The organism is Parabacteroides chongii (genome assembly GCF_029581355.1).
GTDB lineage: Bacteria > Bacteroidota > Bacteroidia > Bacteroidales > Tannerellaceae > Parabacteroides > Parabacteroides chongii.
Genome location: NZ_CP120849.1, coordinates 1,375,932 through 1,391,310, shown reverse-complemented (window position 1 = coordinate 1,391,310; position 15,379 = coordinate 1,375,932). Strand labels below are relative to the sequence as shown.

General features: G+C 45.7%; 6 protein-coding genes. All 6 read left to right on the top strand.

Going from position 1 to position 15,379, the window contains the following annotated elements:
• The first annotated feature begins 13 nt into the window (after window positions 1–13).
• The 6 genes from P3L47_RS05430 (at window position 14) to P3L47_RS05405 (ending at window position 15,361) form a co-directional block, all read left to right on the top strand.
• Window positions 14–2,164: a TIM-barrel domain-containing protein gene (locus P3L47_RS05430; protein ID WP_122362125.1), complete on the top strand. Its 2,151-nt coding sequence runs from the start codon at window positions 14–16 to the stop codon at window positions 2,162–2,164.
• A 197-nt stretch (window positions 2,165–2,361) separates the two neighbouring features.
• Window positions 2,362–4,338, top strand: coding sequence for a glycoside hydrolase family 97 protein (locus P3L47_RS05425; RefSeq protein WP_277782940.1), 1,977 nt, complete (start codon window positions 2,362–2,364; stop codon window positions 4,336–4,338).
• Between the two features lie 119 nt (window positions 4,339–4,457).
• Window positions 4,458–7,181, top strand: coding sequence for a GH92 family glycosyl hydrolase (locus P3L47_RS05420; protein WP_277782939.1), 2,724 nt, complete (start codon window positions 4,458–4,460; stop codon window positions 7,179–7,181).
• A complete protein-coding gene (locus tag P3L47_RS05415; RefSeq protein ID WP_277782938.1) occupies window positions 7,178–8,413 on the top strand; it encodes a glycoside hydrolase family protein in 1,236 nt (411 codons plus the stop codon). The genes P3L47_RS05420 and P3L47_RS05415 overlap by 4 nt, the downstream gene beginning before the upstream one ends.
• A gap of 77 nt (window positions 8,414–8,490) precedes the next feature.
• Window positions 8,491–11,322 (top strand): NPCBM/NEW2 domain-containing protein, encoded by a 2,832-nt coding sequence (locus tag P3L47_RS05410; RefSeq protein WP_277782937.1) that lies wholly within the window; start codon window positions 8,491–8,493, stop codon window positions 11,320–11,322.
• An 883-nt stretch (window positions 11,323–12,205) separates the two neighbouring features.
• The gene (locus P3L47_RS05405) at window positions 12,206–15,361 is read left to right on the top strand and encodes a SusC/RagA family TonB-linked outer membrane protein (protein WP_122362129.1); all 3,156 of its coding nucleotides are present in this window, start codon (window positions 12,206–12,208) and stop codon (window positions 15,359–15,361) included.
• Window positions 15,362–15,379 lie beyond the last annotated feature (18 nt).

Sequence of the window (15,379 nt, the reverse complement as noted above, 5' to 3'; positions counted from 1 at the left end):
TTAAATAGGATATATGAGAAAATATTTTGTAGTAATCTGTACTCTTTGTATTTTGAGTGCATGTAATAATTCTCCTCAACGAAAAGGGGGAGTCGAGTGGAAAGAAGAGACTGCAGGGGTATGGAATGTATCTGTAGGTACTCCTGAGAAGGTGAACTTGCTGAGTGAATTGAATATAACTCCCAAACTTGATGCTATCGGAAAAATGGGGGAAGCTTCCTTACCTATATCTCGGGAAGATATCACTTTTGAAGTAGTAGACGGAAAAACCTATATCCGTTTCCCGCTTGAAAAGGAGGAAAAGATATTCGGTCTAGGGCTGAATTTCAAGACGGTTGAACAAAGAGGACGTATTATGCGGCTGCATGTCGATCATTATACTGGAAAAGATGATGGGCGTACGCATACACCGGTTCCTTTCTTTGTTTCGTCGAGAGGGTATGGTGCATTTATAAATTCAGCCCGTTATATTGATACCTGGGTGGGTACGAGTGTGCGGAAAGACAGTAAAAATCCACCAGTCATTAGGGATAGGAATACGGATAAGCATTGGGAAGCCCAACCTTATTCGGATAATCTGGAGTTCCTGGTTCCTGCAGAAGGGGTTGAGGTTGTCCTGTTTGCCGGGCCGACTATGCTGGATGTCGTACGTCGTTTTAATTTGTATAATGGCGGCGGGGCATTACCTCCGAGGTGGGGGCTTGGTTTTTGGCATCGTGTGCCTTCCTTGTTCTCCGATAAAGAAGTCAATGAAGAAGTATCTCAGTTTGAAAAGCGGGGTTTTCCGTTAAGTGTGGTGGGACTTGAACCCGGCTGGATGAGCCGTTCTTATCCGTGTACCTACGAATGGGACAACACCCGTTTCCCGGATCCGGATAATTTTGTGAAAGGCTTGAATGACCAGCATATAAAAACGAATGTATGGATTAATCCTTATATCTCACCGGATGGCGAGCTGTACAGTAAAATCGAACCCTATACCGGGTCGCATACGGTATGGTGTGGGATTGTTCCCGATTATTCGATGCCAGCAGCACAGAAGATCATGGTGAAGCATTTTGAGAAGCATCAGCTGGATAAAGGTGTCAGTGGATATAAGATGGATGAAAATGATGGCTATGATTCATGGCTTTGGCCGGATGTCGCATCTTTCCCTTCCGGAATATCGGCGGAGCAGATGCGTCAGATATATGGTTCGATGATGCAGAGTGTTACGATGGACATGTTCCGTAAACGCAATACACGAACGTATGGATTGGTTCGTGCCGGGAATGCAGGGACCAGCTCGTATCCTTATGTTATTTATAACGACTATTATGCCCATCGTGATTTTATAACAGCATTGATAAACAGTTCCTTTATCGGTGTTCTTTGGACGCCGGAGGTAAGATCTTCCGCGACGGGGGAAGAGTGGTTAAGACGGATGCAGACAGTTTGTTTTTCTCCTGTGGCTCAATTGGATGCCTGGGCAGATGGAACGAAGCCCTGGAGTTTTCCGGAAGTGGAAAAAGAGGTGCGTGCGATCGCACAATTACGTATGCAACTAATCCCTTACCTCTATACTGCTTTTGCTGATTATGCCTTTGAAGGGACTCCTCCTATTCGTGCTATGAATCTGGAAGAAGGTTATCAGGCGGATTCGCAAACAGAAAAAGGGGTGTTGGATGCAACTGCTAATCCGTATGCGATGGCTGTAAGGAAAGAGGTGAAGGACCAGTTTATGGTAGGTCCGAGCCTGCTTATCGCTCCTTTATTTGCAGGAGAAAAAGAACGCCAGGTAATCCTGCCACAAGGTAAATGGTATGATTTTTATACAGGAGAATTTGCTGGAGAAGGTGAGGTGATAACTGTTTCTCCCGGTTTGTCAAAAATTCCGGTGTATGTGAAAGAAGGAGGGATTATCCCTTTGTGGCCTGCTGTGACAAAGGTGAAGGATGAAAAGCTACCGCTGGAAGTACGTCATTATGGTAAAACTTCTTCTTCTTATAATTTGTATGATGATGACGGCAAAAGTTTTGACTATGAAAAAGGTGATTTTTCCCGTATTGTTCTGAAAGTAGATGTAGATGCGGATGGAAATAAAACGGGAAAAGCCGTCATTCCAGAAGGGGCTAAAGTCTGGTCATTCAGTGATTATAATTTCCGTTTTATGACATCTCAATAAATATTGATAGAAATAATAGTTCTTCGGTGATCAAGATGTAAATCTAAAATATCATACATTCGGGATTAGAGTGAAAATGTAATTAGTATCTCTAATCTCGGATTATGCAAAATAAATCTCGTATTTTATAAAAGTCTCAACCGGATTTGTTTCCTATTTTTACCATTTCAAAGTTTGGAACCCTAATATAACTGAAGATGAATAATCATGTATCGAAAATTCTAGTGATAGCACTACTTTTACTAAGTGTTAATCAGCTCGTAAAAGGGAAGAATGCAGAGGGAGTTGATGCCATGTCTGGTGCTACCCCTGTAAAGTTGAAAGTAGAGGCGAATGCCGATAAACAATTGGTGCTGGATGTCTCTTATGAGGAAAACTCAGTTATCCGGGAAGCCCCTTTGGGTTTGAATGTCGACCACCGTCAGCTGGGGAAAGACGTTCAGCTGCTTAACAAGGAAAAAAAGGAAAACAATACACTTGTCTATGAGTTACAGCAAGCCGATGGAAGTCGTTTTCATATGGATATCCGAATATTCCCGGACGGGATTGCCTTGCGTTACCGTATCCCGGCAGAGGAACCAGTTTGTATTTACGGAGAGGAAACATCATTTATCTTTCCGTCACAGACGAAAGTCTGGTATGCCAGCGGCCCTTTCCAATATGGCTGGTTACAAGAGTACCAGGAGCGGGAGACCGATCGTATAGAGGGTGAACTACTGGCGCCGCCTGCCACTTTCCATCTGCCGAATGGGATTTATGCAGCAATCACGGAAGCGAATCTGTTCAATTTTCATGGAGCCGTACTATTTGGAACAGCTCCGAACAAGGTACAATTCGGTTATGTAGAGAATAAAGGACATATGGAAACGGGGATAATAACCGGCCTTCCACCTACAAAATTCTGGCATGAAGAAGTTCGTAATGTCCCGTGGATTGCATCTCCGAAAGAGCGGAGTCAGGAAATCGTAACTCCTTGGCGCGTTCTTATGCTGGCTAAAGATCTAAATGGCCTGGTGAATAACCGGATTATCGCTCAGGTATCCGACCAGCCGGATAAAACGCTTTTCCCGGATGGGGCGAAGACCGACTGGATCAAACCCGGCAGAGCGACGTTTACCTGGTTGGTGGAAGGCAATGACCGGCTGAGTGTTGCCAATCATAAAAAATATGTAGACGGGTGTGCCGAACTGGGTATTGAGTCTGTTGTGGTGGACGACGGCTGGGAGTTGTGGCAGCAAACGGAAAAAGAGGCAAACGGACGGACCAAGTGGGAGATGTTGAAAGACCTGGTCGATTATGCCAAAGCAAAGAATGTGGATATTTGGGTATGGCGTTCTTCGTCTCCCCGGTTTGGAAATAAATCAGATGTGGGTCTGGTAGATGCGGAAGAGCGTGCCGATTTTATGAAGAAGTGTGCGGAAGTAGGAGTGAAAGGTCTGAAGATCGACTTTTTCCATACGGAGAATGCTTTTACGGTCAATCTGATGGAGAATATTCTGAAAGCTGCTGCCAAAGAGAAACTCATGGTTATCTTTCATGGTGTAAATAAACCGACCGGCGACTCGTATACCTATCCGAACCTACTGGCGAAAGAAGCTGTAAGAGGACTGGAATGTGTTGGCGGAGAGGATAGCTGGGCTCCGGGTCCGCCCTGGCCTTATCATAATACGGTATTGCCGTTTACCCGCTGGCTGGTAGGAGCTGCCGATTATACACCTTTGAACTTCCGCGGCTTTTGTCATCCGTCTGTGACCTTTGGACATCAGTTGTCATCGATCTATATGTTCACTTCCCCGATGTTAATCTTTGCGGCAGACATGGAAGATATGCTGTCGTGCCCGGGTCGGTCATTCATAGAAAGTGTACCGGTAACCTGGGATGAAACGATCGTTTTGCCGGAAAGCGAGATCGGTCAGTTGGCTGCTTTGGCACGGCGGAAGGGAGATGTCTGGTATCTGACCGTTCTCAACGGAGAAACAGCCCGCACGTTTGATGCGAAGCTGAATTTTTTGCCTAAAGGAAAATATCTGATAGAGATAGCTTCGGATGCCCCCGGCAATCGGAAGCAGATAGAGGTGAAGAAGAGCAAAGTGCGTTCCGGACATCGAATAAAAGAGGAGTTGATGTCGGGAGGAGGCTTTGTTGCGCGTATATCTGTAAGCGGTAAACAATAATAATCCACGGAATAGGCAATTTTTTGCTATTTCCGGAAGGAATATGAAAGTCTATTTTTGTATTAAATATCATGCACTACCATATGGGAAAAAAGATATGTTTCTTATCACTATTTATTATGTTGTTAGGTTGTTGTCCGGCTATATGCCGGGCAACGCCCTATAATATCGCCCCGCAGGCACGGGCATCGGCCTCTTCTTCGATTGATGCCGGTCATGATGCGGCAAAGGCGACCGACGGAGTGATACGCGTACAGGGAAAAGGCGAATGGGTGTCTGCCAGTACCGAAACATTCTGGGGGCAGATCGATTATCCCTGGATACAGCTGGACTGGGAACGTCCCGTGAATATCAATAAAGTTATTTTATATGACCGGCCGTCTATGGAGGCACATATTGCCGGAGGCGTGTTGCATTTCAGTGACGGTAGTAAGCTCAACGTCTGGGGGATGGCGAATGACGGAACTCCCAAAGAGATCGAGTTCGAATCGCGGAAAGTGGAATGGATACGGTTCGAAGTGACGGATGCTGCCGGTACGCAGGTCGGTCTTTCGGAGATCGAGGTCTTTCCTTCTCCTGAAGATTATACGGATCATGTATCCTGGGTCAATCCGTATATCGAGACTGCCCGGGGACGCTATTTTTTCTTTATCACAGGCAATCAGCCGTATGGGATGATAGGAGCTGCACCGCTGACGAGAAATAAAAATCAGTACGGCGGCGGTTACAATTACAACTCTTCGGAAGTGCTGGGCTTTCCGCAGATCCATTGCTGGATGCTTTCCGGGCTGACGGTGATGCCGGTGACGGGAGAGGTAGACCCGACAGGCGGCGAACAAGCCTGGAAATCTCCTTTCCTGCATGAGGGGGAGATCGTTCAACCTGGTTATCACAGACTTTTTCTGGATAAATATAACGTATGGGTGGAACAGACGGCTACCGATCGTGTCAGCTTCTACCGGTTCACTTATACGGAAGAAGACGTGGCGGATATATTGCTGAACCTCGGCGGTTATGTCGGGACTTCGACCATGGTCAATGCGCACGTCAATAAAAAAGGAACTCATGCTGTGGATGGATATTTTGATACGACCGGACGCTTGTGGGGAGGGCCCGATGTGGTCAGGATCTATTTTGCCGTTACATTCGATACGCCTTTTCAGTCACTGGATGGCTGGGTAGGTTCGAAGCAGTTCAAAGATATCGATGAATTGCAGGGAGCAAAAGAGAGTACGCCGAGAAATCCGGGAATGAGTTACCATGATGCTCCTGTTTCCGGCGTGAAAGCAAATTACAGCGTCCAGTCGGGGGAACAGTTGCAGATGAAGGTGGCTATCTCTTACGTAAGCACGGAGAATGCCTGGGATAACCTGAAGCAGGATTGCGACCATTGGGATTTTGACCGGGTACGGCAGGCATCCCAGCAGGAATGGAATGAATGGTTAGGCCGGATCGACGTGAAAGGAGGCAGTCATGATCAGCAGATGAAGTTCTATACAGACTTATGGCACTCTTTACTGGGAAGGCATAAACTGGACGATGCCAACGGCGAATATCCGGATTATACGGATGGAACCCGGGAAGGGGCACAGACGAAAAATATCCGTTTCCATGTGCGTCAGCTGGAGAAAGACGGACAGGGAAAAGTGAAACATCATATGTACAACTCGGATGCATTCTGGTTGACACAGTGGAATCTGAATACGCTTTGGGGACTGGCTTATCCGTCCGTATTGGATGACTTTGCGGCTTCTCTGCTGGAGTATGATGTGAATGGAAACCTGCTTCCCCGCGGACCTTGTGCCGGCGGATATTCGTATATCATGTCCGGATGTCCTGCTACCTCTCTTATCACGAGTGCTTTCCAGAAAGGACTTGTCCGGAAATGGGATCCGCAAAAGGCTTTCAAGGCTATGAAACGAAATCATTCCAAAGGAGGAATGCTGGCATTGGGAATGGATAAGGAGCTGGACTTCTATGTCCGTAACGGCTATTGTCCCGGTAATGCCGGTCTGACCATCCAGTGGGCTTTCGAGGACTGGGCTTTGGCTGAAATGGCCGCTAAAATGGAAAAGAAAGGAGATTATAACTACTTCCATAAACGGGCTACAGGCTGGCCGGCTTCTTTCAATAAGGAACTGGGACTGATCCTGCCGAAGAAAGCCAACGGTGAGTGGCTGCATACCGATCCTTTGAGCGGAAACGGATATGTGGAGGCTAACGCCTGGCAGGCGACGTTCGGACTTTCGCACGATATCCCTGTATTGGCAAAGCTGATGGGAGGGAACGACAGTCTTTGCAGTAAGCTGGATTTTGCTTTCAGGGAGTCGGAGTCGACGGATTTTGTCTATGGATACGGCAGCGGCTATGTCAGTTATGCGAACCAGCCGGGATGCTCGAATGCTCATGTCTTCTCGCATGCCGGAAAACCCTGGCTGACCCAATACTGGGTACGCCGTGTGAAAGAGCAGGCTTATGGGGCGGTAACTCCCGACAGAGGGTATGGCGGACATGATGAGGATCAGGGGCAGATGGGCGGAGTAAGCTCTCTGATGGCGATCGGATTATTTGCACTGGACGGCGGTTCTTCCCGCGATCCGCAATATGATCTGACAAGCCCTGTATTCGATGAGGTGACTATCTCGCTGGATCCGGATTATTATCAGGGAGGAACCTTTAAAATAAAGACGTATAATAACTCGAAGACAAATTGTTATATCCAGCGTGCCCGTCTGAACGGGAAAGAGTATAATTCTTTCCGGATACCTCACACAGCTTTCGCAAACGGAGGACTGTTGGAGCTATGGCTGGGAGATACGCCGAATAAGGATTGGGGAAAATGAAAAAAAGGAGTTTATTCATAATAGCATGGATCGGCCTGCTACTGGGCAGCAGTTGCCGGTCTTTGTCTCCGGAAGAGGACTGCCGGTATCGGTCGGAGGCAGTTGACTTACAGATCGTATCGGCTGATAGTTCGCGAGTAGCCGGACATTCTTGTTTTCAGGTAGATAATCATTTCGTTTGGGGGGCTTCTCCTATTCAGGGGGAAGATGGTAAATATTATCTGGTTTTTGCCGGGTTTGAGACGGGAACGTATCGTTTTTCCGATGCTTGGGTGCTAGGCTCCAAGTTGGGGCTGGCCGTATCTGACAACCCTGACGGAGGGTATCATTTCCTCGGATTTTTTTTGAATCAGGACGGATATGCTCCCGATACCTCTTCCTGGGATGCGCAGACCGTGCATAATCCGCATATTCGTAAGTTTGATGGCAAATATTATCTGTATTATATAGGTGGGGCAGATCCTATCGGACTGGTTCCTATCCGCTGCTCTTCCGGTGAGCTTGACCGACGTAGCCGTATTCAGCAGAGTTTGAAAATCGGCGTGATTGTGTTCGACTCATTCGACCAGCTGTTGAATGGAGATTATACACATTCCACTCAGCCTTTACTGACTCCCCGCACCCGGGTGAAGGAGGATGCTATCGTAGATCCTTCTCCGAAGGGTACGCAACCGTTGCCGGATAATATTATCGTAGTGAATCCTTCCGTCGTCTACCGTCCGTCCGACCGGAAGTATCTGCTTTATTTTAAGGGGAATATTTATGACCCTACTTGGCGGGGGGTGCACGGAGTGGCTATCAGCGACTCACCGACAGGACCGTTCGTTCCTCTCGACCGTGAGATATTTACTGTGGAAACAACGGATGGTGGAAAGTTATCTGCCGAAGATCCTTATGTCTGGTATAGTCAGGATGATCAGCTCTTTTATGCCATATTCAAAGACTTTACCGGGAAGTTTACGAAAGGAGAACCCTCGCTGGCCCTTATGTATTCGAAAGACGGTATCGACTGGCTGCTGCCCGAACATTCTCAATTCCTCAAAAAAGAACTGATACTGAACTCCGGCGATACCATTCGGGTAGATCGCCTGGAGCGTCCGCAGTTGCTGCTAGACGATATAGGCAATCCGCAGATATTATATGCAGCTTGCTCGGTTATCAACATAAATCCCCGGACAGATGGAGGGTGTTTTAATGTACAGATTCCATTGAAGAGAATTGCCGGAAAATAAAAACAATCGAAAAATCATAGCACCCTCGGATATATATTTCTGTATCTTTGGGAACTTATATTTATTCTGACTTTATCATGAAAAAGACAATTTCTTTGTTTGCCCTTGTTGGAGGGCTTTTGTTCTTGAGCGGGGGAGTGCATGCGCAGGATGCTGTTTCTCTTTCAGATATGGATTTATCTTTGGCCTATCAGCAGTATGGTTCGCCTATGAAGAATGCGGCAGTGACTGGTGAGCGTCTAACGATTGCCGGCAAGTCGTTTGAGCGCGGTATTGGTGTTCAGGCAGGTAGTAAGTTCAAGCTGAGTTTACGGAAAAAGACCAGTACATTTACCTGCAAGATTGGAGTGAACGACCAGTCTATAGATTATAAGAATGGAGATTTTAATAAGATACCGATGACGGACGGCACCATGCTGTTCTACCGTACGGACGGTGCAGGTGGAAAGAAACAGTTTGTCGGAGTAGGTTCCGGCGACGGCTCGCTGGGGAAAGGCAGCGTTATTTTCCGCCTGATGGGTGATGGAAAGGAAATGTATAACAGCGGAATGGTGCGTAGTGGTGAAAAGGCGCGCGACATATCGCTGGATGTATCCGGTGTGGATGTATTGGAGTTGATTGTGGAAGACGGTGGTGACGGTGCCAGCGGTGATCATGCCGACTGGATCGATCCAGTTTTCTCTTATTTCGAAATCAAGCCGTCGTTGGTGAATGCCGATTACAAAGGAGCCGTCGAAACGATGCCGTCGGAAGTAGAAAAGAAATTGAAGAACAAGATTGTCGAATTGCCTGTCATTCATCTGCCAGTGGCACGTTCCGAAAAGGACTGGCTGCTCGATGCTGAAGGCGTGAAAGCTGGCGTTTATCAGACGCATAACGGGAAAGATATCGTTCTTTCCAACGGCTTGGTAAGTCGTATCTTCCGTATCTTCCCCAATTTGGCAACGGTCGATCTGATTAATCAGATGACTGGCGAAAGTCTATTGCGTGCCGTCAGCAATGAAGGTATTCTAAAGATAGACGATAAAGTATATACGTTAGGCGGCCTCGACGGGCAGTTTGAATACGGATATACGCAATACAAATGGGTCGACAGTCTGACCATCCTGCCGAACTCGTTCCGGGTGACAGGATTCGATATCACTGAGTTGACTCCCCGTATCGATTGGGCGAATAAACGCTGGTCGCTGGTAAAGCCGGGTGAAACGACGGGTAAGGTGCTCTCTTTTTATCTCGAAGGACCGGATTACCTGAAAGGCGTAAAGGTAAAACTGAATTATGCTTTGTATGACGGTATCCCCTGTATCAGTAAATGGATGGAGATAGAAAACGAGAGTGACATGAACATTACGCTCGACGAGTTCACCCTGGAGCAGTTGGCTATGGCGGAACCCGAATCTCCGGTGGAAGCCAAACGCCCCGAACAATTCCTGAAACCCAATATCCATGTCGAAAGTGACTGGGCGTTTCTAGGATTCACTGAACGGGAAGCCGACCGTACTGAGTTTTGGAATACCGATCCGCGTTACACCTCCCAATGTAACTACCCCTTGCTCACCCCCTGCCTGCTGGAGGTAAAGCTCCCGATGGGACCGGATGAAGATATTGCTGCCGGTGGCAAGTTCCGGAGTTTTCGTACCTGGCTGATGCCTTTCGACAGCGACGACCGTGACCGGAAAGGTTTTTTCCTGAAACGGATGTACCGGAAGATCGCTCCCTGGACTACTGAAAACCCGATCTTCCTGCATTGCGTATCGTCAGACCCGAAGGTGGTGAAGACAGCTATCGACCAATGTGCAGAAACCGGTTATGAGATGGTTATCCTCAGCTTCGGTTCGGGATTGAATATGGAAGATGAGAGTGAAGCGAACATCGCCAAGTTCAAGGAATTTACCGAATATGCCAACTCCAAAGGTATCGAACTGGGAGGTTATTCCCTGTTGTCAAGCCGCTGGATCAGCGACGAAGTGGACGTTATTAACCCGGAAACAGGGAAGCGCGGAGGCATGATCTTCGGCAGTTCGCCTTGTCTTTCCAGCGAGTGGGGATATGACTACTTCCGTAAGATACGCTCTTTCTACGAGAAGACAGGAATGACGGTCTTTGAAAACGATGGTTCTTATCCGGGCAACGTCTGTGCCTCGACCAGTCATGCCCATCATAAAGGTTTGAAAGACTCCCAGTGGAAACAACGCCAACAGATTGTAAACCTTTATCAGTGGATGTGTGAAAATGGCATTTATACCAATATTCCCGACTTCGGTTACATGCTGAATGGCGGAACGAAGGTCGGTATCGGTTATCGTGAAGTGAACTGGTCGCTTCCCCGTGAACGCCAGCTTGTGTTGGGACGTCAAGTAATGTATGACGGCCTGTGGGAACGTCTGCCGGGTATGTGTTGGACATTCGTTCCGCTCACCCAATATCATGGTGGTGGTGCCGCTGCGACCCTCGAACCTTTGAAAGATCACATCCCCGACTATAAGGCGCACATGATCCAGAACTATGGAGCCGGTGTACAGGCTTGTTATCGTGGTCCCCGTTTATACGATACCCCCGAAACGAAAGCAGCCGTGGTAGAGGTGATCAACTGGTACAAGAAATACCGGACTATCCTCAACAGCGAACTGATCCACCTGCGCCGTGCCGACGGACGTGACTGGGATGGCTTCATGCATGTGGACCCGCAAGGCAAGGAGAAAGGCTTTGCCTTGTTGTTCAACCCGACTGACCAGGCTATCACCCGTACGATCCGGCTTCCACTTTATTACACCGGTATCTCCGATGTAGCGAAGATCAGGGAAAAAGAGAATGCTCCGGTTACTTATAAGCTGAATCGCGATTATACGGTAGATATTACGGTGACTATTCCTGCCCGTGGAAATACCTGGCTGGTGATAGAGAAATAAATAGGCTCCTTTACATCAATATTGTTTAATATAATTATCATACTATCATTTATGGCTTTATATATGTTGAATATCAATATGTAAAGGCTATGATAGTTAGTGTGATAGTTCCATTTTTCTACTATCATACTATCATAAAACTGCCTGACAAAACTTCCTGTCTATAGGACTTATTTTCAGCAAAGTAACTAATTATCTTTTTTGAGACCCGGGTGTAAAGGGTGTCGGGACCCGGGTCTTAGCATCGTTTAAACCCGGGTGTAAAAGGATATAAAATGGGGGGCTGAAGGAGAAAAATTAGTTGTTTTCGTGAAAAAAGTAGGTATAGTTGAGTAAAAAATATAGGGTGCTATGGAAAAAATGGTCTGTGTCTGATAGTTTTTTATGTCTATTTTTACGATGCTTTACCTTAAATAGATCGTTTTATGATAGTTGAATGATGATTTGTCTTAATCGGGAACATTTTGTTTTATGTAAAATAGATCAATAAACGCATTTTAAGGTTAAATAGGTAAATATTCTATTTGTGTAAAACGTACTTTATATCAGTCTGTTATTTGAATATCAAGATAAGAACACGTTATAACCTTTCTTAAGCAACTGATTTAGTCCGATAAGAACTCACTCAATTTTTTGCCAAATATATAAAAAATACACTAATATCGGTTTCTCATATTAAAAAAAATAAGAATTTAACACTCTCCCCACTCAAATCTTTATGAATAGAACTCCTCTAAAGCCTTTTTTACATATTTCCTTTTTTAAGATCTATCTGTTTTGAATGAGTTCTTATCGAACTCAGGTCAATTATTGGTATTCTGACAAGTTTACTGTAAAGGGTGATACAATTGTAATGCAGATATAAATCTAATAATTCAAGTTTATGAACAACGCTTTACTGAAAGACAATCTTGCTGCAAGAGCAGTGGATTCTCAGACGCGGAAGGTGTTATCCAGGTCCGGTCTTATAGCTGGATTATGTATATCTTCCCTCGTTTCTTCGTATGCTATTCCGGGCGGAGTGGATGCAGCGAAAGCAAAGAATGAAAGTGTTATGATCACTCAACAGGCTAAAAAGGTGTCGGGTGTAGTAACGGACAGTGCCGGAGAGCCTATACCAGGTGCTAATGTTGTGCAGAAAGGAACCACAAATGGTACAGTTACCGATCTGGACGGTAAGTATACCCTGGATGTACCTAATAATGCAACTCTGGTTGTTTCTTTTATTGGTTATACTACGCAAGAAGTAAAGGTAGGTAGTCAGTCAGTGCTGAATGTCAGTTTGGCTGAAGAGGCAATTGGTCTGAATGAGGTTGTAGCCATTGGTTATGGTTATGTAAAGAAGAAAGACTTGACAGGTGCTGTTTCTACTGTATCGGCTGATGATATGGTAATGGGCGGTACGGTAAGTAATGCAGCTCAGGCTTTGCAGGGTAAGACTGCCGGTGTGCAGGTTTCACAGAGTTCTAAAGCTCCGGGCGGTACTATTTCGGTACGTGTTCGTGGTAGCAACTCTATTTCGTCTACCAACGAACCGTTGTATGTAGTGGACGGTTTCCCCTCTTCTGAAGGTTTGAACATCAATCCGAATGATATTGAATCTATGCAGATTTTGAAGGATGCTTCCGCAACAGCTATCTATGGAGCCCGTGGTGCCAATGGTGTCGTATTGATTACGACTAAACGGGGTAAAGCCGGTGAGAATAAGATTTCTTACAGCGGTTATATGGGTGCTCAAAAGATTGATAATCCATTTACATTTATCAATGCGAAGGATTATATGAATTTACAGAATGCGTTGTATCAGGAAATTGAAGGACAGGAAGGTAATCCGAATGGAGCCTATACCCCTTCTCAGTTGCAGTCTGACGTAGATACGGATTGGTTGAAAGAAACAACGCGTGTCGGTTTGGTACATGACCATAATATTCAATTCCGTGGTGGTACGGAGAAAACAAAGGTATTGACCAGCCTGGGCTTCTATCAGCAGGAAGGTGTCTTGAAGAATACTGACTTTAATCGTATTTCCGGACGTATCAATGTCGATCAGACAATCAACGATTACATCAAGGCGGGAGCTACGATGTATGCACATCGCGAACAGTCAAATTATCAGATGTATAGCGGAAGTATTGTCAACTCAAACGTATTGTTGAGTATTATGGACTATGATCCGACAGTGAAGCCTTATAATGAAGATGGTTCTTATGGTCGTGTACCGGGGGGTCGTGGCGATAACCCATTGGCTAACTTGTTGGAACGTAAGAATGATATGACCAACGATAAGTTTAACGGTACTGCTTTCCTTGAAGTACACCCGTTCGAAGGTTTCACAGCCAAGGCGACTGCCGGTGTGGAGTTGTTGAATAATTTCAAAGGGACTTATCTGCCGAAATCGACTTATCAAGGAGAAATTGAAGGTGGTGTGGCAACAACATACGATTTCAGAGCTACCCGTCAGGTATTTGAAGGTATCTTGAATTATATGAAGACCTTCAATAATATGCACGATCTGAATGTGATGTTGGGATATTCTTATGAAAAATATAATTCAGAATATCGTCAGACTGAAGCAAAAGGATTCTCAACCGACTTGTTCCAGTGGAACAATTTGAGTGCTGCTTCTACGAAAGATATTATGTCTAATAAGACAGAGAATATTTTGGCTTCTTTCTTTGGACGTGTGAATTATACATTCAAGGATAAGTATCTGGCAACGGTGACGGTTCGTCGCGACGGTTCTTCCCGTTTCGGTGTAAACAACCATTGGGGTACTTTCCCTTCCGGATCGTTGGCTTGGCGTGCCAGTGAGGAAGATTTTATTAAGAATTTGAATCTTTTCAGCAACTTGAAGGTTCGTGCCGGTTATGGTGTGACAGGTAATGAACGTATTGGTGATTACGCATCTTATGCATTGATTTCAACCAACCGGATCACCCTGGACGGTTCAAGCAACAAGCCGGGTACGCATCTGAACCAAAGCAGTCCGGAGAATGCCAGTTTGAAATGGGAGACAACTTCTCAGTATAATGTCGGTGTGGATATGGGATTCTTTGACAACCGCTTGTCTGTGACATTGGATGGTTATTGGAAAAAAACAGAAGACTTGCTGCTGAAAGTATCTTTACCCTATTATACAGGTTTTACTTCCGGGCAGCGTAATATCGGTGCTATACAGAACCGTGGTTTCGAAATCGACATTACCTCTCATAACCTGACAGGTGATTTTACTTGGGATACGAAGTTTAACTTGGCCGTTAACCGTAACAAAGTGTTGGATTTAGGTAGCAGCACAGATATTTATATCACATCTTCCAAGCCGATGGGTACTGTGTCGGAAGAGGCTTATGCCGTTGTTCGCGAAGGTGAATCATTAGGTTCTTTGTTCGGTTATAAATATATAGGTGTATTGCAAGAAGGTGAAACATACGCTCCGCAACCTAACTCCAAACCGGGTGATCCGAAGTTCGAAGATGTGAATAAGGATGGTAAGATTGATTCTGACGACCGTACAATCATCGGTAATGCAAATCCGGATGTGATTTTCGGTTTGACGAATAACTTTGCCTGGAAAGGTTTTGATCTCTCTATCTTCTTCCAGGGATCAATCGGTAACGACTTGTTGAATATGACTCGTATGAATCTGGAATGGAAACGTACACCGGATGCACTGAACCGTTGGACTCCGACGAATACCAATACAGATATTCCGCGTAATGGTTTCTACTATTCTCAGTACGGTGGTTATATCAATGATCATTTTATCGAAGACGCTTCTTTCCTGCGTTTGAAAAATTTGACATTGGGCTATACGATTCCGTTTAAGAAGGTGGTAAGTTCCTGCCGTGTGTATTTCTCTGCTGAAAACTTATTCACTATCACGGGATATTCCGGCTGGGATCCTGAAGTGGATACTAAGGCTAACGAAGCGACTCAGTCTGGTGGTAGCCAGCAGACAGCAAATGCCGGTGCCGGTCTTGACTTCAATGCGTATCCGTCTACACGTACTTATACGGTCGGTTTGAATATTACATTCTAATAAAAAGAGGAGATTTTA

Bases quoted from the DNA above. Each gene is read 5' to 3' on its own strand.
- P3L47_RS05430 (WP_122362125.1), top strand. From the start codon at position 14: ATGAGAAAATATTTTGTAGTAATCTGTACTCTTTGTATTTTGAGTGCA.
- P3L47_RS05425 (WP_277782940.1), top strand. From the start codon at position 2,362: ATGAATAATCATGTATCGAAAATTCTAGTGATAGCACTACTTTTACTA.
- P3L47_RS05420 (WP_277782939.1), top strand. From the start codon at position 4,458: ATGTTGTTAGGTTGTTGTCCGGCTATATGCCGGGCAACGCCCTATAAT.
- P3L47_RS05415 (WP_277782938.1), top strand. From the start codon at position 7,178: ATGAAAAAAAGGAGTTTATTCATAATAGCATGGATCGGCCTGCTACTG.
- P3L47_RS05410 (WP_277782937.1), top strand. From the start codon at position 8,491: ATGAAAAAGACAATTTCTTTGTTTGCCCTTGTTGGAGGGCTTTTGTTC.
- P3L47_RS05405 (WP_122362129.1), top strand. From the start codon at position 12,206: ATGAACAACGCTTTACTGAAAGACAATCTTGCTGCAAGAGCAGTGGAT.